This is a genomic window from [Limnothrix rosea] IAM M-220 (assembly GCF_001904615.1).
In the GTDB taxonomy this organism is placed as follows: Bacteria; Cyanobacteriota; Cyanobacteriia; order Cyanobacteriales; family MRBY01; genus MRBY01.
The window spans coordinates 25,625-49,471 of sequence record NZ_CM007612.1; the positions used below are offsets into that span (position 1 = coordinate 25,625).

General features: G+C 45.3%; 16 protein-coding genes. 11 read left to right on the forward strand and 5 right to left on the reverse strand.

Translation table 11 applies throughout. The annotated features are described in order from the left end of the window. Window positions 1–67 precede the first annotated feature (67 nt). Genes NIES208_RS00130 through NIES208_RS00140 form a run of 3 tightly spaced genes read left to right on the forward strand, consistent with a single transcriptional unit; the run spans window position 68 to window position 7,211 of the window. Complete coding sequence (locus NIES208_RS00130) at window positions 68–6,313, forward strand: strawberry notch C-terminal domain-containing protein (RefSeq protein WP_225875215.1); 6,246 nt, start codon at window positions 68–70, stop codon at window positions 6,311–6,313. 17 nt (window positions 6,314–6,330) lie between these two features. Continuing rightward, a complete protein-coding gene (locus NIES208_RS00135; protein ID WP_075888473.1) occupies window positions 6,331–6,645 on the forward strand; it encodes a hypothetical protein in 315 nt (104 codons plus the stop codon). A gap of 56 nt (window positions 6,646–6,701) precedes the next feature. Then, the gene (locus tag NIES208_RS00140) at window positions 6,702–7,211 is read left to right on the forward strand and encodes a hypothetical protein (RefSeq protein WP_075888475.1); all 510 of its coding nucleotides are present in this window, start codon (window positions 6,702–6,704) and stop codon (window positions 7,209–7,211) included. 194 nt (window positions 7,212–7,405) lie between these two features. Here the strand turns inward: NIES208_RS00140 and NIES208_RS00145 are convergent, their stop codons facing one another. The 3 genes from NIES208_RS00145 to NIES208_RS00155 form a co-directional block, all read right to left on the reverse strand. After that, window positions 7,406–8,611, reverse strand: a complete 1,206-nt coding sequence (locus NIES208_RS00145; protein ID WP_084176464.1) for an MFS transporter — start codon at window positions 8,609–8,611, stop codon at window positions 7,406–7,408. Window positions 8,612–8,714: 103 nt separating this feature from the next. After that, window positions 8,715–11,882: an efflux RND transporter permease subunit gene (locus NIES208_RS00150; protein ID WP_075888477.1), complete on the reverse strand. Its 3,168-nt coding sequence runs from the start codon at window positions 11,880–11,882 to the stop codon at window positions 8,715–8,717. 15 nt (window positions 11,883–11,897) lie between these two features. After that, on the reverse strand, window positions 11,898–12,449 hold the full coding sequence (locus NIES208_RS00155; protein ID WP_225875210.1) for a permuted SH3 domain-containing protein: 552 nt from the start codon (window positions 12,447–12,449) through the stop codon (window positions 11,898–11,900). Between the two features lie 218 nt (window positions 12,450–12,667). Here NIES208_RS00155 and rppA (NIES208_RS00160) point away from each other — a divergent pair, with 218 nt between their 5' ends. Together rppA (NIES208_RS00160) and rppB (NIES208_RS00165) are read left to right on the forward strand one after the other, a co-directional pair. Then, on the forward strand, window positions 12,668–13,357 hold the full coding sequence (gene rppA / locus NIES208_RS00160; protein ID WP_075888481.1) for a two-component system response regulator RppA: 690 nt from the start codon (window positions 12,668–12,670) through the stop codon (window positions 13,355–13,357). Between the two features lie 186 nt (window positions 13,358–13,543). After that, window positions 13,544–14,893, forward strand: a complete 1,350-nt coding sequence (gene rppB, locus NIES208_RS00165) for a two-component system sensor histidine kinase RppB (protein WP_075888483.1) — start codon at window positions 13,544–13,546, stop codon at window positions 14,891–14,893. 854 nt (window positions 14,894–15,747) lie between these two features. Here the strand turns inward: rppB (NIES208_RS00165) and rppB (NIES208_RS00170) are convergent. Further along, window positions 15,748–17,100: a two-component system sensor histidine kinase RppB gene (gene rppB, locus NIES208_RS00170; protein WP_075888485.1), complete on the reverse strand. Its 1,353-nt coding sequence runs from the start codon at window positions 17,098–17,100 to the stop codon at window positions 15,748–15,750. After that, window positions 17,097–17,786 carry a two-component system response regulator RppA gene (gene rppA, locus NIES208_RS00175; RefSeq protein ID WP_075888487.1) on the reverse strand — a complete coding sequence of 230 codons (690 nt, stop codon included), beginning with the start codon at window positions 17,784–17,786 and terminating at the stop codon, window positions 17,097–17,099. Before rppA (NIES208_RS00175) ends, rppB (NIES208_RS00170) begins: the two co-directional genes overlap by 4 nt. Before the next feature lie 207 nt (window positions 17,787–17,993). Here rppA (NIES208_RS00175) and NIES208_RS00180 point away from each other — a divergent pair, with 207 nt between their 5' ends. The 6 genes from NIES208_RS00180 (at window position 17,994) to NIES208_RS00205 (ending at window position 23,800) form a co-directional block, all read left to right on the forward strand. Then, window positions 17,994–19,703, forward strand: coding sequence for a copper resistance system multicopper oxidase (locus NIES208_RS00180; RefSeq protein WP_075888489.1), 1,710 nt, complete (start codon window positions 17,994–17,996; stop codon window positions 19,701–19,703). 108 nt (window positions 19,704–19,811) lie between these two features. Further along, the gene (locus NIES208_RS00185) at window positions 19,812–20,669 is read left to right on the forward strand and encodes a copper resistance protein B (RefSeq protein ID WP_084176466.1); all 858 of its coding nucleotides are present in this window, start codon (window positions 19,812–19,814) and stop codon (window positions 20,667–20,669) included. Window positions 20,670–20,991: 322 nt separating this feature from the next. Beyond that, complete coding sequence (locus NIES208_RS18755) at window positions 20,992–21,138, forward strand: hypothetical protein (protein ID WP_171971677.1); 147 nt, start codon at window positions 20,992–20,994, stop codon at window positions 21,136–21,138. A gap of 63 nt (window positions 21,139–21,201) precedes the next feature. Further along, on the forward strand, window positions 21,202–21,483 hold the full coding sequence (locus NIES208_RS00195) for a hypothetical protein (protein ID WP_075888493.1): 282 nt from the start codon (window positions 21,202–21,204) through the stop codon (window positions 21,481–21,483). 6 nt (window positions 21,484–21,489) lie between these two features. Next, the gene (locus tag NIES208_RS00200) at window positions 21,490–21,771 is read left to right on the forward strand and encodes a hypothetical protein (protein WP_075888495.1); all 282 of its coding nucleotides are present in this window, start codon (window positions 21,490–21,492) and stop codon (window positions 21,769–21,771) included. Between the two features lie 19 nt (window positions 21,772–21,790). Next, window positions 21,791–23,800, forward strand: a complete 2,010-nt coding sequence (locus NIES208_RS00205; RefSeq protein ID WP_084176467.1) for a heavy metal translocating P-type ATPase — start codon at window positions 21,791–21,793, stop codon at window positions 23,798–23,800. Window positions 23,801–23,847: the final 47 nt, after the last annotated feature.

Genomic DNA, 23,847 nt, shown 5'->3' on the forward strand with positions numbered 1-23,847 from the left:
AGATTAGTGGCAGAGCTATCTGAATGGTGTGGGGTGTTTTCTCTTATGAAACACAGGAGGAAACACCATGGAAGAGAAGATTGCCATTGAAAAACCAGCCATTGCAGAATATTTCAGCAGTCAACTAAGTCAGGGAGTTAGATTTGGATCAATCGCAACAGCTAGAAAAGCAATAGAGCAAGAGTTTGGCATCAAAGTTTCTGCGGGAAGTCGAACGGCGAAGGCCGTGGATGAAGTGATTGAACTTTCATTGGTGAAGGTGGCGCGGGAGATTGCAAAGCTTGAAAACCGATTAGAAGCGTTTGATCTGTTGGTAGATCTGTATGATCGCCAACCCCGTTTAGGCGTGAGATCTTCCACAAGTGTCCGGCAGCAAGCTTATAGTACAGCTTTACCAATTGCTTATCTAGCTTCGACTTTAGCTGGAATTAATCAGACATCACGGGTGTACGAACCGACGGCGGGAAATGGGGCTTTATTGCTGGGGGCATTGCCGGAAAATTGTACGGTGAACGAACTCAATCCTGACCGAGCCGAGCAACTCAGGAGCCAAGGTTTTACGTTGTCAGGGCATGATGCAACGGAATATCTGCCTGAAAAATTGCATGATGTGGTGATTATGAATCCGCCGTTTGGTCGGGTGAAGGGGAAACGATTTTGCCTCGCCGGAGATGCAGGGACAACCAGCCAAATTGATCAGGCGATCGCCCTCCAGTCGTTACAAGCGATGAAAGACGATGGACGGGCTGTGTTGATCCTTGGCGGCAAACCAGAAATCACTCTGTCAGAACGCTCTGAAGCCTATAACAGTCTGGAAACCCGGCGCTTTTTTTACATCTTGCAGCAGCAGTATAAAGTAACGGATCACTTCACCATCAGCGGCGATTTGTACCGGAAACAGGGCGCGGGTTGGGCGATTGACATTATTCAAATTGCTGGACGAGGCACATCAGAACGTCCATTACCCGCTGTGGAACCGCCCAGAATTTACACCAGTTTTAACCAATTACGAGACTTTTTAAATGAATATCTCCAACGTGATCCAATTGCCGAGCTACGAAGAGTATCAGACCCACGACCGAGTGTGGATTCCAATGACAGAAGGGGATCAAGCCCTATTTATGGTGCGAATTCCGCCAGAGTTAACGAGTCTGGATTTTCCGACCTACCTCGAATTGATGAAAGTGCGGGTGGAATGGATGTGCCGTCAGTGGATCAAGCGCAACAGACCGGAGGCATTGCAAGCCGAATTAATGGAAACGCTGCGACAGCTCAATCCGATTCAGACAGCTCCTTTGCTCTATCAAGAGGAGGAGGCAGAACAGATTTGGATTTGGGCATCGGATTGGGCAGAAAGTCTGGTGGAATTCGACCCGACATGGCTGAACTGGTGGCAGGTGACCAACTGGGCAATCGAGTTTCCCGTCCAATTAACGGAGCTAAAACCGGATCCCAATCAAATGGCACAGCACGACGCAGTGACGATCACCCAGTTTCTGTCGGAACTCAGAACCGATTTCAAATAGAAGACTTTGAGAATATGAGTGAAGAATTTAATATTGCCTATCAACCGAGAAGTGAAGGGCGATCGCCGCAAACCCTCATCCCCACCAATATGGCGGTTGCCGCTCAGAAAGCTCTGGATAATTTAGAAGCGGAATACGGCAATCTCGATGATTTTGTGCGGGAACGGTTGGGTTATGAATCCAAAGCAGCAATGTATGCAGTGTTGTATGCCGAGCAAATTGATGCCCTTGCCCTCGCATTTTCCCAGAAGGATAAAGGCAAAATCTTTCTCAATGGTGACCAGACAGGCAATGGCAAAGGTAGATTTGGTGCTGCCAATATCATTGATGCTCAACGACAGGGCTATATTCCCGTATTTGTGACCCAAAAACCGAATCTCTATGCTGCGATGCTGGAGGATTTGGCGGATATTGGGCATGGTGGACTTACGCCGTTTATGACCAATAACAGTGAAAAGCTCACCCTGAAAAATGGGTTGGTGTTGACCACCGGAGATAAAGCGAGTCAGGAAGCAGAGATGTTTCAACTCGCTAAACGCTTGGATTTAGGCAGTTATGGCGCAGTGTTCACTACCTATAACCAATTGCAAACGGTCAGTAATCAGGAACCCTATCGTCGGGAATTCTTGAGGGCGATCGCCCATCGTTCAGTCTTTATTTTTGATGAAGCCCATGAAGCAGGCGGCGGTCAAGCTGAAACATGGAATGTAGGACAAGCTCCCAACCGTGCCGAATTTGTGCGGGAATTGGTGGATCTCAGTGCAGGCGCAGTTTTCATGTCCGCCACTGCCACGAAAAATCCCGCCGTGATGGATTTGTACGCCAGAGGAACCGATGCAATCCATGCCGTGGACAGTATGTACCGTTTGGAAAATACCCTGAAAGCAGGTGGGATTCCATTACAGCAAATGATGGCAACCCAGTTTGTCAGCGCAGGGAATATGCTGCGGCGGGAAAGGAGTTTTGACAACATCAGTTTCGATGCCAAGACAGTCCCCGTGAATCAAGAAATTGCCGACAATATTTCAGCGGTGATGCGGGCAATTGATCGCTTTGATGCCACTAAAACCGAGGCTATGAAGGACTTACGCAAGGAGGTAAAGGCAGAAGCCAAAAGTCTCGGCGAGGATAATTCCATCGGTAAAGCTGGTGTAAAATCCGTCAACTTTACCTCCCTGATGCACAACGCCATCGAACAAGGTTTACTCTCTCAAAAAGCTGAAGCTACAGTCCAAGAAGCGATCGCCGCCCTAGAGCGAGGCGAAAAACCATTAATTGCCCTGTCCAACACCATGGATAGCTTCATTGGGAACTATGCCAAAGACCAAGGTATCGAAGCGGGCGAGGCCATAGAGGTGACGTTCGGCGATGTGTTAAACCGTTATCTTGAACGTTCCCGCGACGTAATTATCACCGACTACCTCGGCAAACGCACCAGAATTCCCATGACCCCAGAACAGTTGGGGGAAGAAGGGATCGCCGCCTTTGAGGAAGCCAAGGAAATCCTTGCAGAAGCCGATTTTTCAAAAATTCCCCTCAGCTCCATCGATTACATGAAATATCGCTTGGCACAGGAGGGCTATCGCGTCGATGAAATTACAGGGCGTAGCAGTATTCTCCAGTACAACGACGAAGGCATGACCTATGCCCTCCGTTCCGCTAAAGACACCAGTCCCCAAGCCAAAATTGATATCGTCAATCGTTTCAACAGTGGACAGCTCGATGTCGTCATTTTGAATCGCAGTGGTGCAACTGGAATTAGTCTCCATGCCTCCGAAAAATTCACCGACCAACGTCCCCGCCACATGATCGTTGCCCAAGCCGAGCGGGATATTAACCAGATGATGCAGATGCTGGGACGGGCTAATCGCTTTGGACAGGTCATCGAACCAAAATTTACCTTGGTGATGGCAGACGTTCCCGCCGAGAAACGTTTGGGTGCAATCTTGGCGAAAAAAATGGCTTCCCTTAATGCAAACACCACCGCCGGAAGGGATTCTGCCCTGAGCGTCGGAAATGTAATTGATTTTATGAATACCGCAGGGGAGGAAGTGATCACCGAATTATTGGAGGAAAATCCTGAACTCGATGCGATGCTGTCCTATCCGACCCGTGGCAGTCTGGATGGTGAAACGGCTCTGATTGAAAGGGTTACAGGACGAATTCCACTCTTACCCCTAGCGGATCAAGAAGAACTGTATGGCATCATCGAAGCCGAAACTGAAGCCCTCATTAAACAAAAAGAGGCGATGGGCGAGAATATCTTAGCCGCTGATAAACTCGACCTCAATGCCCGCACGGTGGCAAGGATGGAAGTTGTGGCAGCTGATGCCAATATTGTCAGCGAATTCACTGGGACAGTAATGCTGGAAGTGATGGATGCCAAGGTGATCAACAAACCGCCCTCCCAACTACAGGTGATCAATTTGGTGCGGGAAAGTCTTGGGCAACCCAAAGTAAAAGCCATTGAAGAGCATGATTTAGAGACGATACAGGCGATCGCCCAACAACAGGGTAGTGAAAAACTCCAAGCCCTCCAAACCGCGATGACTGCCTATCAGGAACGGGTATTGTCCCAACTAAAATCGGCGGAAACGGTAAACAATACTCGGGAAAAACTTGATCGCCAATTCGACAATGTACAGAAGCTGATTGAGCAATTTTCCCCCGGTGAATCCGTGCAGTTTTTTAGCCTTGGGTTAGAGGATGTGAAAGTTTCCTCCGGTGTGGTGGTGGGCATTGCCCAGAAAAGTCGGGCGATTGGCAGTCCCAGTGCGCCAACGAATTGGACAATGCAAATCATCAGCCTCGAAGGAAAATTGCTCTCCTTGCCCTTCTCCAAAATCAATACGGAACGAGCATCCAGCATTACCCTTAATCCGGTGGATTCAGACCGCAATATCTATGGAGAATTTGATCGCCTGCAACAGGCACAGCGCACAGAGATGCAGGTTTTTACGGGGAATTTGCTCAAAGCCTACGAGAAATTCCCCAAGGGTAAGTTTGTGAATTTTACAGACAATCAGGGGCAGACAAGACAGGGACTCTTGATGCATCAGGATTTCGATATTGTCGAGCAGCTCCAGCAACAGCCCGTATTGTTTGAAAACCCAGAACAGGTAGGGCTTTTCCTCACTGAATGGAGTCATCACCGAGGGATTGTGGAGTCTTTGGAGCTGGATTTGGCGATTAAGGCGAATGGTAAAGCCCGCTTGAATGGCGATGCCGCTGAATATTATGTGGTGCAAGTGCCAGAAGCAACGAGTCGTGGTGGTAAATATTTCCTCAACGAGTCCCTACTCCAAGCCGCTAATGATGAATTCTATTCAGTCGGTGGACGGATGGAAATGCGAGTACATCCCGATGATTTGGCGGCAGTGGTCAAAGTCTTGATGGAGGAGCTACAGGTTAAATTGGCTGTCCATGACCTGAGTTACAAGGAGCTGTTACGGGGGCATTTGGGACAATCTTTGCCGACTTTACAGGAGGTTACGCCATCGGTTGGACAACGGGAAGTGACGGAACAATTGCAACTTTTTAACGCTGTGCCAGTCGAACCAGTCGAAGCAGTTGCCCCACCGATTCCAGAGGCAGCGATCGCCCCCCAAGAATTTATACCGGAAATCCCAGTCTCTGAAAATCCTGCTCCGGTGCAACCACAACCATCGACAACCCAAATGCAGGGAATTTTATCGTCAGAAAAACAGGGAAGTAAGGCGGCGAAGCAGATTGCCCAATTGCTCCATGAAGGCGGTTTAGCGGCTGAGATTTTGCAAGGGGAAAGCTTTCATCAGCGATTTGAACAGCAAAGTTATTTACCCTTTGTGATTGAGCGGCATGGAGAGCAGGTTTATTTGAGCCATTACGCCGAGCTGAATGGGGATCATTATATTGATGCTGAAATGGTGTTTCAGATTGGGCAGCGGGGCAATTTATCGTTGCTGGAAACGGCGAGTTATAACCCTTTGACGGGGGGTGAGCTGCGCAATAAAGATTACAGTTTTGCGGATTTGTTCTCTGGAAATTTGTTGGCGCAGGGTTGGGCGGAGGTGATGCAGGCAAGTCGGCAAAGTGTGGCTCCAGAGCCAGAAATACCGGAACCGATGGAAGCTGTTGTTGAATCTCAAGAACTGACTGTTGCAAAATCTGAGCAACCTGTGGAGGAAACGGCTCAATCGAGTGCAAAGGATTTGGTGGCGAGTCCGAAGAATTGGCTGACCGTGGCACAGGCGATCGCCAAATCTCCGGCATATTTACAACGAATTCAGGAGGTGACCGCTCAACCCTTGCAGGAAAAAGCTGTGACGGCGATGGAAAAAGATTTTGCCATGTTTCAGCAGTCCATGACGGCATTAAGGCAGTGGTATCATTGCGCCCGTTGTATCGATAAAACCGCAACATATTTACAGGGAATTCAGGAGATCGCCGAACAATTCAAAGCAGGTCAACCCTTACCAGAATCGATTCAGCACGCTATGTTGGAAGACCGCCGCGTGGCAACCTTTGAACACTTGGCGACAGGATTAGACCGACAACATCCCGAAACTTTTCTCCAAAATGTTGCCCGGAAAGGCTTACAGAAGGGAATCCAATTACAGGAACTCGCCGCGACCTTACTACAGGGAGATCCAGCCCTGCGAGATATTCATAAAATTCAGCCCCAATCGACCCAAACCTATCTGCAAAAAATCTTGACTTCCGCCGAGCAATTATTCACCAGAGAACAACGACAACCTTTGCCGATTCAAGTTTCCAGCGAACAAAGTAACCATCATCCTAAACTGTAAAAGTACGAGGTCATTCCATGTCTAATCAACAAAAAACTGTCCATGAATTAAATCAAGCTGTACTCGCCACTGCCTTAAGTAAACTATTCAGTAATGTGCAATCCTGCCAATCTCGATTGGATTATGCCTACGCTAGAGCCGCCCGTTCTCAAAATGTCCATATTCAAGGCAAGTTATCAGCGGCATCGTTAAAGCTTTCGGAAATGCTAGAAATTCTTGATGATGAAGCAATTCAAGCATTGGTAACTCTTCAGCCAGAGCGGAATTTATTGCGGGAGTTTACGGCAGACATAACCATTCAACAATCAGCCCACGAAGAGATAAACTTCTAATTTTGCATATTCGGAATTTGCGAATATAGAATAGAGGTCACGGGAGGGCAAAAAAAATGCTCAAATCTCAAGACATCGTGATCTTGCTTCAGGTTCATTGTCTCGGCACGGCATGGACATATAGCGAATTGGCTAAAAGTTTAAAAATGAGTGCTTCTACGGTGCATGAAGCTTTACAACGTTGTGAAATAAGCCATCTATACAATCAAAAGAGAAAAAAAGTTTTAAAAGGAGCATTAGAGGAATTTTTAGTGCATGGTTTAAAGTATGCTTTTCCCGCAGAAGCCGGAGCTATTGTGCGAGGAATTCCCACGGCTCATTCCGCAGAACCTTTGAATAAATTGTTGATGGTGGATGAAACAAATCCCTACGTTTGGGCTTCGGCGAAAGGTAAAGTAAAAGGCCAAGCGATTATTCCTCTCTATAAATCTGTACCAGAAGTAGTGGAAAATAAAGAAGACACTCGATTGTATGAATTATTCTGTTTGGTGGATAGTTTACGAGTGGGAAAAATACGAGAACAGGAACTAGCGGGGATGGAGTTAAATAAAAGATTGTATGCTTAATCCGCAGATTGAAAATTTAGAAAAAGTCGCAGCCATTCTATCGAAAATTCCAGAACAATTTGTGTTTACAGGCGGTGCAATGATCGCCCTTTATTTAGATGAAATATTGTGGGATGAGGTGCGCCCGACAATTGATGTGGATTGTGTGGTTGAGATTGCCTCTCGCGTTGAATATTATGCGTTAGCAGATCGCCTCAGAGCTTTGGCTTTAAAGCGAGCTGAACTACTACTAAGAATACTAAAGCAATTAGACTGCCCGAAAGAAAAGGCAACTCTTTTTGGTAGCTGCCAAGCCAGCCAGCTAAGGGATAAGCAAAGACCCACCAAAGATGACTCCAAGCAAACTGAGCACCATACACTCGGCCTTGAAATTTGATAGGGGTACAATCAGCGATCAGTGTTTGAGCAGAAACATTCACTAACGTTTGCCCAGCACCAGCTATAAACCACAGCGCTAATAAAGGAGATAGTCCAACATAGCTAGCGGGCAGTAATGCACTTACCACCAAAACAGTACCCGCAAACATCAGGTTTAATCGTTTCGATTTCTGGTCTAACAGCCCAAAGATAAAAGCTGCGAAGGTTGCGCCGATACCTAATGCACCCATCACCCAACCGTATTGCACACTGCTCAGTTGGAGTGTTCCTTGAATGTAACCCACTGTGTTGACGAGAATTTGTGCTCCAGCAATAGAAACAACAAACTGCATCGCTAGCGCGTAACGCAGAGAGCAATCAGAAAATAAACGGTTGGTTCCCTCTCGAACTTCTGACCATGTTTTACCAGATGGACGTCTCTGGTCAATAGCCTGATTAACCCGCAGTTGCCCCGGTAATGTAGCGATAAGAATAGCTGCTATCAAAAATGTGAGTGCGTCTATAAAGAAGATTTGCCTCATCCCAACAAAAGCCGCGATCACCCCTGCAATACCAGGGCCAAGTACGCCTAAGAGCTGAAAAGTTGCACTGGAAAGGGCGATCGCCTGTGGATAGTCTTGCTGCCCTGTTACCAGTGGAATCGTAGCCTGGTAGGTCGGTGTAAAAAAAGCGTTGAAGACATTCAAGGCAAAGACAATCGCATAAACCTGCCAAACAGCACTCACAAAAGGTAAGAAACTGATAATACACATCCGAGCCAGATGAGTGATGACCAAAATAGTTTTGCGATCAAAACGGTCAGCAAGCACGCCCGCAAACGGTGACAGTAAAACGAATGCAGTGACCCTTAATGTCAAAGCCCCCGATAACACGACGGCAGAATCCTTCCCTGCTAGTTCAAAAGCAAGCAGTGCTAGTCCTAACCACGTTAGAGCATCACCCAGTAGGCTAGTCGTTTGCGCAGCATATAAGCGGGCAAAGGCTGGGTTGTGCAGACTATGGAATAATTTAGATACCTGCATGACTTTATACCCCTCGTCTATCTCAGAACAATCGCAGATCGTTAGGTCAGCTCAATACTATTGAGCTGACCTAAACTCAACACTGTCAGTCCAATTCAGAGACTTAGAACCGGAGAGATGCAGGTGTTGGCGAAGACGAGCTTGGAGAGCTATCCTCGAAAACGCTATCAAACTGAGTCTGTATCTGGCGAGATTTGGGTATCAGTCGCTTACCAAACTGAGCATAAAGAGCAGGAATCACCAGCAGTGTCAGTGCGGTAGAGGTAAACAATCCCCCTAAAACCACCGTGGCTAAGGGTTGTAAGATTTCGTTTCCGGCTCCAGTAGCAACTGCCAGAGGCAACATTCCTAATGCAGAGGTGAGAGCTGTCATCAAAATGGCATTGACTCGTTCCATAGAGCCGCCGACAACTGCTTGACGTAAGGGAACGCCCGCTGCAAACTTACGATTGTAATTATCCACAAGCAACAATCCATTACGTACTGCGACCCCAAACAGCGTGATAAAGCCGATGAGAGAGGCTACCGAAATCACACCACCTGTGAGGACAATTGCTAGAATGCCACCGACAATCGCCAAGGGTAGATTAATCATGATCGCCAAAGTGGCGGGTAGTGACTTCACCGAGAAATACATCAACACCGCAATCACAATCGCCGCCAGAACGCTAAATATCGTCAGGTTGCGACTAGCCCGCTGCTCTGACTCAAACTGCCCGCCATACTGAATGAAGTAGCCTTGAGGCAGAGATACTTGGTCTCGAATCTGGGCTTGAATATCATTAACTACCGTGCCTAGCGGTCGGTCTGCGACATTCGCTGAGACCACAATCAGCCGGGAGACATCTTCTCGATTGATCAGGTTTGGCCCCGTACCATAGTCCACTTGAGCAACGCTGCCTAAAGTGGTGGTTTCGCCCGTGGGAGTACTAATAGGAATGGCACGAATGGCATCCAAATTGCTTCGGGTTTCGGGCTGTAGCCAAACTAAAATATCGCTGCGCTGCTGGGCTTCGACCACCTGTGAGACGACTCGACCATTCAAGGCCGTTTCGATTACGTCGGATAGTTGAGCCATGGTCAACCCATAGTCAGCCGCCGCTTGACGGTCTAATTTGATGTGAACCTGCCGGACGGGGACTTGCGGTTCTAGCTGTAAATCCACAACGCCTGAAATCGGTTCAATCGTATCTCTGACCTGTTCGCCTAGTGCGAGTAATTGGTCTAGGTCGGGGCCAAATATTTTGATGGCGATCGCACTTCTTACCCCAGAAAGAACCTCATCCATACGATGGGAAATAAAACCGCCGACATTAGGCGCGACTCCCGGTAACGTCTTAAAAGATTCCCTTAGTGCTTGCACACTGGCCTCACGATCCTTCATCGCTTCATCGCTGAGTTCCACATCAACGTGGGCAATATTTACCCCAGCGCCATCGGCATCACCCGGAGTACGACCAGCTCTGATCTGTACCCACTCGAAAAGAGGATTGCCTTCAAGGGTTTTTTGCAACGCGACACCGGCTCCAGTGGTCATATCCAAAGAGACTCCCGGAAACAACACCATGGAATTGACCAGAGACTTTTCTTGAAACTCTGGCAAAAAGACCCTGCCCAGCGTGGGCACGAAGGAAACAGTTGCAACCAAACCAGCCAGCGCCACACTCAAAATCACCTTGGGCGCACCCATCGCCAACTGTAAGCAAGGTCGATAAAGACCTTCAGCCCAGCGAGAAATAAATGAGCCTTCTTGGGGAAGCTGTTGGTTGCTCAACAAAATAGCGCAGAGGGCTGGGGAAAGGGTCATCGCTACCAACGTAGACGCGCCGATACAAATTAAGTAGGCAATGCCCATCGGTGCAAAAATGCGTCCTTCCACCCCGGTTAAGCTAAAAATTGGCGCAAACACCACCACAATAATCACCGTGGAGAAAACAACGGCTAATCTCACTTCTACCGAGGTGTCATAAACGACGCGCAAAGGATGTTTGGGGTTACCCTGAGCTTGATTGTTCCGGAGTCCGCGATAGCAGTTTTCCATATCGACAATGGCATCATCGACCACAGAGCCAATAGCCACCACTAAACCGCCTAACGTCATGGTGTTAATGCCCAGACCAAAGGCGTGCATGAGCATTAACCCAATGAGTAGAGACAAAGGGATAGCACTCAAGGTGATGATCGCTGTTCGCCAATTCATCAAGAACAACAACATGATCACTGAAACAATGACGATGCCTTGAAGCAGTGAACCGCTAACATTCCGAACGGCTGTTTCAATAAAGTTTGTCTGCTGAAATGTTGTGGCAACCTGCACGTTATCGGGAAAGGTCGGCTGCAAATCGGCAATCACCGTTTCGACACCCCGGGTGACGGTGGGGGTATCGACTTGAGGTTGCTTGGTGACTAGCAGTACCACGGCGGGTTGACCGTTAAAGCTAGCGTCACCACGCTTTAGGGCTGCGCCCATTTCTACCGCTGCCACATCCGATAAAAGAACCGACTGGCCATCTTGAACAGTAACTACTGACTGCCGTAAATCTTCAATCGAAGAGACTTGGCCCATGCCTCGAACGAGCAACTCTTGTCCGCCGCCAATCAGGAAGCCACCGGGGGCGTTGGCACTGGATTCTTGGGCCGCAGCGGTCACCTGATCAAGGGATATATTAAGCGCCGTTAGCTTACTTAGATCGACCAGTATTTGCGCTTGGCGATCTTCTCCACCGTAGACAGTGACTTGGGTTACGCCGGGAACAGAAAGAATGCGATCGCCCACTGTATTTTGAACAAACTGCCGCAGCGCCATCAAATCAGTCTGGCCACCCTCTTGAACGGTGAATGCGTACTGTAAAACGGTTCCCAACGGAGACACCAAAGGCGAAATCTCAGGGGGGGTAATTCCTTCCGGGAGCTGACTGCTCACTTCCTGCAAGCGTTCGGCGACTGACTGCCTCGCCTGGGAAATATCGGCGGACTGCTCAAAGACTACCTGAACAATAGAAAGACCGACTCTAGAAGAGGAGCGCACCACGGTGACTTCTGGTAGACCATTCACAACGCTCTCAATCGGTACTGTAATTTGAGCTTCGATTTCTTCGGGCGCTAGGCCAACAGCTTCGGTCTGAATTTCAACTTGGGGTGGTGCAAATTCAGGAAAAACATCCAGCGGCATTTGGGTGACGGTAAAGCTGCCCCATAGGCTCACCAAAACAGCGCAGCCAACAATCAGCCAACGCTGAACAATTGACCACTTTAAAATTCGATTAATCATTTTAAGTCGTCACTCCTAGCGGCGCTTGCCATTATTTGCGACAGCCAATGCACCGCCTACAAGAAGTAAAGCAACCGTTCCGACTCCAGCCACAGGCAGTAAAGGAAAGCCTTTAGTTGGAGTCGGAACGCTTATAACACTACTGTCTACAGGCTCGGCAGGTGCTTCTTCTTGTGCGGCTGTGGCAGGCTGTGCCCGCAGAGACTGGGCATAGAGCGTGAGTCCGCCTTGGGTAACTAACTTCTCTCCCACTGAAAGTCCTTCAGTAATTTCAATCAAGTCTCCTTGACTTGCACCTGTGGTCACGGGTACAGGCTCATAGAACCCCTCGTACTCGACAAAAGTATAGGTACTGCCATCAGCTTCGACTAATGACGTGACTGGGATGAGGACGGCAGCACTACCATCGACGGCAGGTTCAATGGGGACGACCTGAATGCCCAGTGCTCCATCGGTTTCTGCATTGATCTCAACTCGCTGAACATCGCCAGTCGCGTTAAATTCATCCCCATGGCCGACGTGGGCTAAGGCGGGTGTACTCACCGCCAAGATGGTAGCTAATGCCATAACTTTTAAAAGGGAGCTTTTCATTTGAAGTTTTCCTCACTGCATTAAAAAAATTGAAAGGGATCTTAGTCGGCAGATCTCATCCTGCTGAAAAAAGAGGTAATAAAATGCTTACTCGTTGGAAGCAAGCACAGTATCTCAGAGGTGAGATGAAAATCAGGTGAAGTGGCGATCGCTTCTGTAAAATCGACTGAAGTGGCCAGCAAAGAAGAAGGGTTATGCGAGTTTTATTAGTAGAAGATGAATCAGCTTTAGGTGAAGCCATCAAGCGGGTGCTTGTGAACGAGAACTATGTGGTGGACTGGGTTCAAGATGGACTGGAAGCTTGGCATTATCTAGAAAATCCTTGGACAGAGTACACCGTGGTTGTGCTGGACTGGTTACTGCCGGGTCTGTCCGGGTTGGAGTTATGTCAGCGGCTGCGATTTCAGCAAAATTCACTTCCTATCCTCATGCTTACTGCCCTTGGCCAACCCGAAAAGCGTATCGAAGGGCTAGATGCTGGAGCCGATGATTATCTAGTCAAACCCTTTGTAATGGATGAGTTGTTAGCCCGACTGCGTGCCCTCCAGCGGCGATCGCCCCAAGTCCAGCCCCAAACATTTTCCTTAGGGAACTTCAGCCTCGATCCAGCCAGCAGTACCTGCTCAGTACATCTACTAGAAGAGCGAACAAAGACATTGGCGTTAACTCGAAAAGAATTCCAAATTATGGCTTACCTCATACAAAGACCCGGTCAGATCATTGCTGGTAGTAAGCTGAGGTCACAACTTTGGGATGTAGATTCTGAGGCGATGAGCAATGTTGTTGCCGCTCAAATCCGTTTACTGCGACGAAAATTTGACGCAGAGGGCTGCGTTTGTCCGATTGAGACAGTGCGTGGCAAAGGATATTGTTTTTCGATTTAACGCAGGGCAAACGCATACTCCTTAAAATTCTCAATACCAGCATGAATTTGGTAGCTTATTGAGAAAAATGAAGTCTCAATCCAGCGGACAAATTTCTGAAAGCCTTATTCTTTCGTTGGAACAAATTTAGTATGCGTTTGCCCTGCGATTTAACGGTTCTGGCTTGACAGCTTTATTTTCTTAGACATGGCTAAACAATCTCTTTTTCGTAGCAGTCGGCTACGGCTTTCTCTATGGTATGCCGGGATAATGGCCGTGATTTTAAGCTTGTCGGGCTTGGGGGCTTACCGCGCAGTCATTCAATCAAACTGGGCAGCACTAGAGCGAGAGATTGAATCAAGCGCGGGCACATTACATGACAGTGTGGAGCCTTTGCTGCCTTCTAACGAAGAGACTGTCAAGATCTTGCAAAAAATATTTCCTGAACTATGTCTTGTAGGGCAACCGTGCGATCTATCCCCTACTTTGATCCAACGGCATACCATTGGCGTCAGCGATCGCAGCACCTATTACATTCGACTGTTTAATTACGAAGAGACACTCCTCGGATTCTCTCCTAATCAACCCGCTGAACTGCCAGCAACCCTAGTCAAAACACCGTGGCAAACCTTTAAAACTGAGGATGGTAGCCGTTATCGCCAATTCACCATTTTGCTCCATGGCGACGAAACAGGCTCGTCTCAAGCTAATTGGGGATATCTGCAAATTGGCCGCTCATTGGCTGAATTTGATGCTGAAAACACCCGCATTCAAAAGATTTTGCTGATTGGCTTTCCGTTAATGCTAGCCGTCATTACGGCTTCAAGCTGGTGGCTTTCGGGTCTTGCTATGCGGCCCATTTATGTTTCTTACCAACAACAACAGCAGTTTACGGCTAATACTGCCCATGAATTGCGAACACCCATTGCTAGTTTGTTGGCAACGATTGAAGCATTACAAAAAGTGCCTCCTACTTCTCCAGAAGATGCCAATACCTTGCTCTCTCAGATTGCAAAGCAAGGCCGCCGTATCAGTGAGCTATTCACTGATTTGCTCAATCTTACCTACATTGAACAAACACTCGTTTTGCCGTTACAACGCTGCTGTTTAAATGACATTGTGAGTGATTTGATAGAGGAGTTTTCTGAATTAGCCGATGGGGCGAATTTCCAGCTTGCTAGTCATATTCCTGAACGTTCTATTGACGTGATGGGCAATGAACCACAACTCTACCGCCTCATTTCAAACTTGATAGTCAATGCGATTCAGTACACACCTGAAAAAGGGACAGTAACTGTAAGTCTTGAGCGGCGTGATCGCATGGCTTATCTGAAAGTGAGTGATACGGGCATTGGGATTGAGTCTGATGAACAAAAACGTATTTTTGATCGATTTTATCGGGTCAACCGTGATCGCTCACGCCAAACAGGTGGCAACGGACTAGGCTTAGCCATAGCTCAAGCGATCGCCCAAGCTCACCACGGACGGTTGACTGTCGAGAGCCAACTCGACAAGGGCAGCACGTTTACCCTACAGATAGCGACAGCAGATGGTTAATGTCTCTGAACATTCCATGAGCAAAATCGAAAAAAATAATAGCTATTTCAACAAACGTTTGAAATCTTAAAAATATTCAGGAGATACGCCGTGTGCAACTAAGTTGTAATCTTTGCAAAATAAGGGTTTCAAGAAGTGGGTTAAGTTACAAAATAGCCTGAAACCCCTACTCTGCCGTTTTAAGTTGCACATCGCGTGAGGAGATCGCTCCTCAGATTCCTCTCTCACATAACCCAAGATTTCCCACAAGATTTATAGCGGCGGCGAGGTTTTCCCTTATAGAATCTATTCCCTTTTGTGTCTGTAGAGCCGCATTCAGGGCAGGCTATCGGGGCTTGATTATGTCCCTGTGTCTGTGTGTATGCTGGCTGAATATCCGGGCTATACAAGTAATTCAGCCATTGTGTTGGGTTTGTGTCGGTGTCTAATGGTGTGTCTACGGTCGTAGCTTGGATAGAAGGGCGATCGCCGTTGAGAAGGAGATTAACCGCCGTCGTGATGGTGAGAAGTTAAGCAGTGTGAATGGCTGTTATGCATCAAGTCAGGTAAGAAGGTTCACTACTACTGGTATCTGCGATATCGGCAAGATGGAAAGGGGAGCATCCCCTGCTTTCCACTTTTCAGACTCATCTAAGGCACTCGCACCTAGCAGAATCAGCATAAAGTTATTACGTCGCTTTTTACTAATCTCCATGTCTTTTACATTCTGAGAATGACAGATCCTAAGGCGATCGCTCTGAGGAAAACGAAATCGCACATAACTCTAGCCAGATAGAGTAACTACATTGAGATTAAATCTAGATGCGACGATGACTAAAAAAGTCAGATAGGTAACGCTACTTTATTCAGAATGATTATTGTTGTTTGCAAGGTAACCGAATAGTAAACTTACTACCATGGCTTAATTTACTATTGACTTCAATTGAGCCACCGTATAATTTTGCAATAGCATCGGCGATCGCCAAGCCGAGACCAGAGCCTCCTGTGTGACGAGAACGATCATGATTAACACGGTAAAATCGTTCAAATATCTTAATCTGTTCCGTTTGTGAAATGCCAATCCCTGTATCAGTAACTTCAATGACTGCCTGACGATTATGCACAGATAAAATCAATGTTACGTCCCCATTTTCTGGAGTATATTGAAGGGCATTCATGATTAAATTTGCCAACAAACGATAAATTTGGGACTCGTCACCATCAATAACTAGTAATTGACTAATATCTTTTTTGATTTCTAAATTGATTTTTTTTGCTAGAGCTAAAGCCGCAAATTCTTCTGCAATATCATCCACTAAATCATTGAGAATAATGGCCTGATTTACGGCGTGATTCGCCTTGCTATTAAGGCTTCCATCTATACGAGATAAAGTCAGTAAATCATTGACTAGGCTGCTCATGCGGTAATTTTGTCTTTCAATGCTTATCAGTAAATTCTGGATTTCCTCTTGTTGCCATTCTGGCTGCATAAGTACTGATTCAATTGTTGCCCTAATCGTTGCTATAGGCGTTCTTAATTCATGGGCAGCATCCCCAGTAAATCGTTGTATTTTTTGATAGGAATAGTAAATTGGTTTAATAGCTAAATTAGATAAATACCAAGCTGCAATCGAAACTAAAATTAAGGCAATAGGAAAACCTAATATTAAGACCCAAGCAATACTTGCGACATAATGATCAAAATCTTTAAGGTTTCGTCCTACGATTAAATAGCCCCAAGGTTGACCATTTACTGTCTGGAGTTCTATCGAGATTTGATGATAACGATTATTTTGAGGATCTTTAAAATACTTCCATGGATCTTGTTGAGATTGTAATCGTAATTTTGATGGCTTTGTTTCTGTGACAGCTAATGAGTTTTTAGAGAGGTCAATAATTTCTATATAGTAGTTACTAGATACACTTTCATTTAGTGATGTTAATATTTTTTGTTTTGCCAAAAGACAATCACTATGTTCTATACAGAAGCTTTGAAATACATGATTTATTGTATCTTCAAGGTTCTCCGATTTTTTGAAATGAATTTTTAGATTTTTATGGAATGTATGGGCAATTGATTCGATTTCTCGATGAATCGTTACGCGATGGGCATGGGAAACTGTCTCATAGAGTCCGATGCTACAAACACCCATAATCAGGCTCATTGTTCCCGCATACCAACAAGCTAAATGCCATCGAGTTTTTTTAAATAATTGATTATTATTCACAATAAATTAGGTGAAAAACGATAACCTAAACCATAAATCGTTTCAATAGTACCTTGGGCATTATAAATAGCTAATTTCCGTCGTAATAAACGAATTTGTGCAGCTACAACATTACTAATTGGGTCAGTATTCCATTCCCATAATTGTGCCAAAATTTGATCACGATTTAAAATCTGGTTAGGATGGCGCATAAAATACTCTAAAAGCTTAAACTCTTTTAACGTCAAGGTGATTTCTTGCTTGTTATTTTCTAAATAAATTTGATTATTTGCGTAATCTAAAATAAACTTTCCCACCACGAGATTTGAAGGCATCAAGTTTTGTGATCGCCGCTTTAAAGCTCTGAGTCTAGCTAGCAGTTCCTTCATGCCAAAGGGCTTAATGAGGTAATCATCAGCACCTGCATCTAATCCTTGAACACGATCATTAATGCTATCTTTTGCCGTCAACATAAGAACAGGTAAATTATCTTCACGTTGACGTAATTTTTGTAATAACTCAACCCCAGATAAATTTGGCAGCAACCAGTCAAAAATTCCGAGATTATAGATTGTCTGTTGGTTTTCTAAATATGACCAAGCCTCTGCTCCATCCTGCACCCAATCAACAACATAAGTATTTTGAGCTAATACTCTTTTTATTGCACGACCTAAATCCGGCTCATCTTCTACTAACAAAATTCGCATTTTATTGAATAAAATTTGGTTTCAATAAAACTTATGTTAATCCATAAAGACTTATTTGTGTTTAACAAAAACTGAGTATACTAGATTTCCCGAAAACCATGTTTGCAGCTATTATTCTTGGCTCAAAATAAAAATATGAGATTTCATCCTTATTTCATATTGCTATTACATGATGATTTGGTAAGTCTCTCATTGAAATAAGAAGCTATGGTTTTTCACACTACATCTTTGTCTAGACGTAATTTTTTGCGCTTTACCACTGGGACAGGGGTGGCGATCGCCTTAGATCAATTAATCCCAAGAGCATTGCAAGCAAGCGTTAAACAATTAGAAGGTGAATATCCTGAAATCATTAATCTAACAATTCAAGAGACAAAGCTGGCGATTGGTGGTCGAAAAGCAACAGCCCTCACTATAAATGAAACTATCCCCGGTCAATTAATTCGCCTAAAAGAAGGTCAGACTGCCACTATCAAAGTGACCAATAAGCTCAAAGTAGACACATCGATCCATTGGCACGGCATTATTTTGCCTCCCAACATGGACGGTGTACCGGGCGTAAGTTTTGCCGGTATTAAACCCGGAGAAACATTTACTTACAAATTCGATGTTAATCAAAATGGCACCTATTGGTATCACAGCCATAGTGGTTTGCAAGAACAACAGGGTCATTTTGGAGGATTAGTCATCGATCCAATCGAGCCAGAACCGTTTAACTACGATCAAGATTACTTCGTTTTACTTTCCGACTGGACATTTGAAGACCCTCATGATGTCTTGGCAAACCTGAAAAAAATGTCACCTTTTTATAACTATCAACGACGTACTATTAGTACCCTCGGAGAAGATAAAGAGTGGCGCAGGATGCGAATGGATCCTACTGACATCGCAGATGTGACAGGGGCAACTTACACTTATCTTATGAACGGCACAGCTCCCGATGATAACTGGACAGCATTATTCAAGCCCGGAGAAAAAGTTCGCTTGCGGTTTGTAAATGCTTCGGCGATGACTTTCTTTGATGTCAGAATTCCCGGATTGAAAATGACTGTTGTGCAGGCAGATGGGCAAAATGTTGCTCCTGTGACTGTAGATGAATTTCGTATTGGCACAGCCGAAACCTATGATGTGATTGTGGAACCAGATGATCGCCAAGCCTATACCATTTTTGCGGAGACCATGGATCGCAGCGGTTTTGCAAGGGGCACTTTAGCCGTTCAAGCTGGTTTAACAGCAGCTATACCTCCTCAACGAGAGCGACCATTGCGCACCATGGCGGATATGGGAATGGATCATTCCAGTATGTCCGGAATGGATCATTCCAGTATGTCCGGAATGGATCATTCCAATATGTCCGGAATGGATCATTCCAATATGATCGACAATACCCCAGTACCTCACGGGATGGATGATCATGGCATCGGTAATTCTGGTGTACCGATGATGGTTAAAAATCGCTTAAACGAGCCGGGGATTGGCCTAGAAAATACAGGAACCAAAGTTTTGGTTTATACAGATTTAAGAAGCCTAGCGCCTTGGGGTAAACAACGTACTCCTGATCGTGAGCTAGAGCTACATTTGACGGGCAATATGGAGCGATATATGTGGTCGTTTGATGGCAAGAAATATTCTGAAGAAAAGAACCTAATCTTTTATAACGGCGAACGATTAAAGCTGACTTTTGTTAATGACACGATGATGGAACACCCAATACATCTCCATGGCATGTGGATGGAATTGGACAATGGGGCTGGTGCGTACAAACCACGTAAGCATACTTTGATCGTTAAACCAGCTGAAAAATGTTCTACGGAAGTTGATGTAGATGCTCCGGGTAATTGGGCTTTTCATTGCCATCTTTTGTATCACATGAAAGTGGGGATGTTCCGTACGGTTGCCGTAGTTAATCGAGCTTAGGCAAATTCTTCGGAAGTTTTCTTTTCACTCATTTTTCTAGGGATGACAGCGAAAGAAAGCTTCCAGCAAAACAGGCAGTAGAGCAAAATCATCTTTATCGATAAAAATATGACATTTAAGCAAAGTCCGTTATTTTGGGTATCGATTTTCATGGTGGGTGGTTTCGGTGTATGGGAAACTAATCCGGCGATCGCCCAATATCAAGATCACAATATGCTGATGACAGAAGAGAACAATAACAACTCTTCTAGCGAGAGCAACCAAGACATTGATTATGTAATAGAAGAAATTCCAGACGAATGGGGAGAACCGATCAATGACAGCCAATCTTTTTCTGTACTCATTTTTGACCAACTAGAATATCGAGTTAACGATGGAGAAGACAGTTTTAATTGGGATGTTATCGGTTGGAAAGGAGGAGATTACCAGCGAATTTGGCTAAAAACAGAAGGAGATGTTGGCTTAGATACAGGAGCTGGAGAAGCAGAAATTCAACTACTATACGGTAAATTAATCGCTCCCTTTTGGGATTTCCAAGCAGGCTTAAGATACGACCAAGAATATGGCGAGGCTGAAAATGCTGGTCGAGCATTTGCCGTAGTAGGCGTGCAAGGATTGAGTCCCTACTTATTTGAAGTTGATGCAGCATTATTTCTTAGTGACGAAGGAGATGTTTCCGCTAGATTGAGTGCCGAACAACAATTGTTGATTACCCAGAAACTAAGCCTTCAACCAGAAATAGAGATGAATATTGCTGCCCAGAAAGTAGAAGAATTTGGCGTTGGTTCGGGCATTAATGATATCGAACTTGGCTTACGATTGCGTTATGAAATCAACCGTAACTTTGCTCCCTACGTAGGTATAACTTGGGGTACTAAATTGTTTGAGACAGCAGATTTAGCACGCTCTGAGGGAAAAGAAGTGAGTGATTTTTCAGTAGTTGGAGGCGTAAAACTACTGTTTTAAATTTTGATTATTAAAAAAAATATTGATTCTATTCAATATTTCATCAGTAGTTCATATTTAGAAAACATAGTTGAATAAGACAAAAATAGTTTTCAACCCTGTCTATCACATTAGATAAAACCTCATTATAAAGAGTCACCAAACAAGCAGTATGAATATTAATTTTCTAAAAAATCTAAAAAAACTTACAATCAGTGCAACTGTTCTAATCTTGAGTACTCAGACTGTCAGCCTTGCTTCAGATCATTCGATGCCTACGGAACATGAGATGCCGATGAATCATTCGATGCCTACGGAACATGAGATGCCGATGAATCATTCGATGCCTACGGAACATGAGATGCCGATGAATCATTCGATGCCTACGGAACATGAGATGCCGATGAATCATTCGATGCCTACGGAACATGAGATGCCGATGAATCATTCGATGCCTACGGAACATGAGATGCCGATGAATCATGAATAGAGCTGATTCAATATTTTCTTAAAACATTTTATTGACACAATTTTTGATTATTCAGGAGACTCAATGCTTATTGCGCATGTTGATCATATTTCTGATGAGAAAGAATCATTGCCTATGGAAATGGAGAATGAAGCTGATGAAAAAGAAGGGACAACTGATGCAGAATCTGGCGAGCATCTGACAGAAACAAAAACTCATATTGAAACAGTTGAGGATTCTGATGCACCTATATCCAACAATATGGGATTGATGAATTATGGACTGGGTGAAGTTGTTTTTGTTCTACTCTTAATTAGTCCATTTTTGTTGTCCATTCTAAAGCAAAAAATGTTTCGTAAGGTCTAAAAAATTATGTTGAACAACAAGCTAATCTTTCGTCAACTGCATTATAAGCTGGCTCCGATTATGCTTTTTCCAATATTCTTGACAGCAATTACAGGATCTTTATTCCAAGTATCAATGTTGACTGGCAAAAGTAGTGATTTTTTATGGCTATTAGAATTACATAGAGGAAAGTTTGGTGTCATTAATCTCGAAATCATTTATCCTTTTCTAAATGCTTTTGGTGTTTTATTTTTGACTTTTACTGGGATAGTAATGTGGTTTAAAACTAATAGAAAAATCAAGAAATAAAGATACAACGGTGAAAAATATGACAGATCATCAGGCATCCAATCATCAGCACCATGCAGGACATGATAAACATGCAGGGCACAGCCCCGCTATGTTCAAACGGCGTTTCTTTATTTGCCTAGCACTCACGCTACCTGTTCTCTATTTCGCGCCATCGTTTCAGGAGTGGTTTAATTATCAGGCGATCCAGTTTCCTGCTTCAAATTGGGCAACGCCTATTCTCTCCACCGTTATTTATTTCTATGGCGGTTTGGTTTTTCTGAAAGGGGCTTACCACGAAATCCGCAGCAAAATCGGCATGATGACGCTGGTTGCCCTTGCCATCACCGTAGCGTTTGTCTACAGCGTGGCAGTGTCTCTGGGATTAGAAGGAAATTCCTTTTACTGGGAACTGGCAACCCTAGTCGATATCATGTTGCTCGGTCACTGGATTGAAATGGCTTCGGTGCAAGGAGCCAGCCGTGCTTTAGAGCATCTCGCAAATCTAGTGCCGTCTGTAGCTCACAAACAGGTCAATGGGCAGATCGAAGATGTACCTGTCAGCGCATTAGTTGAAGCTGATCAGATTCTCATTCGTCCGGGTGAACAAATCCCCATTGATGGTGAAGTTATCGACGGTAACTCCAGTGTTAACGAAGCGTTTCTAACTGGAGAGTCGCGCCCGGTGGTCAAAAAAGCCAGTGATGAAGTTGTCGCCGGAGCAGTGAATGGAGAAGGCGCTTTGACAATTAAAGTCACTCGCATTGGAGATCAGACAACTCTGAGCCAGATTATGCGACTGGTTAAGGAAGCGCAGGCATCTAAAAGTCAATATCAAAACCTAGCCGATCAACTAGCTGGTTGGCTAACTTATACGGCGATCGCCGTTTCTACGCTGACGTTCATTGTTTGGCTATCGGTGGGAACAGGAGGTTTAACGTTTGCCATTAATCGGGCGGTGACGGTGTTAGTCATTACCTGTCCTCATGCGTTGGGTTTAGCGATTCCCTTAGTCATTATTAACGCCACGTCAATGGCTGCGAAAAATGGAATTTTGGTACGAAACCGCGATGCGTTTGAACGAGCACGAGGCATTAAAACCATCGCTTTTGATAAAACAGGAACTTTGACCAAAGGACAGTTCGGCGTACAGGAAATTTATGTTGACGGTATTGATGAGTTACCAGCCTTAGTGATTGCGGCCTCTTTAGAATCCCTATCAGAACATCCCCTCGGACAGGCGATCGTTCAAGAAGCACAGAAACGCGATCGCCAGCTTGATCAAGCGACTGATTTCAAAGCTGAAGCAGGTCAAGGCGTTGAAGGTGTAGTTAATAATCAACACTATCGGGTTGGCAGACCAGAATGGGTTGAGGAGTTGAAATTAAAGTTTCCTCCAGCCCTGAAAAAAGGGTTGCAAGAAAGTGAATCTCGTGGGGAAAGCGCGATCGCCCTGATGGATAATCAGCAAGTCCTTGCTGTCTTTGGATTAGCCGATCAAGTGCGCGAATCGGCACGAGAAGCAGTGAAAAAATTACAGGAAATGGGTGTGCAGGTGGTGATGATTACAGGCGATGCAGAAGCGGTTGCAAAGACCGTTGCTGAGGATTTGCATATTGATCGCTACTATGCTCGTGTTTTACCAGAGGATAAAGCTACGTTGATTCGTCAGCTCAAAGCTGAACAGCCGACTGCTTTTGTGGGTGATGGAATTAATGATGCACCTGCCTTAACTGAAGCAGATTTAGGACTGGCGATCGGCGCTGGAACCAATGTGGCGATTGAGTCGGCTGATTTAGTGTTAGTTAAAAGCGATCCACTGGATGCCACCTATGGGCTGAAACTGGCAAAAGCCACCTATAACAAAATGATTCAAAACTTATTTTGGGCGACTGGATACAACATCATTGGCATTCCCTTAGCGGCAGGAATTGCAGCACCGTTCGGCGTTATCTTATCGCCGGCAGTGGGTGCAGTCCTGATGAGCATTTCGACGGTCGTTGTTTCAATTAATGCCATGTTGTTACGGCGTGTACGTTTGCATAATTAGATGTAGGGGTTTTTTGCATATCCCCCCGAAAAGGTATATTCCAGAAA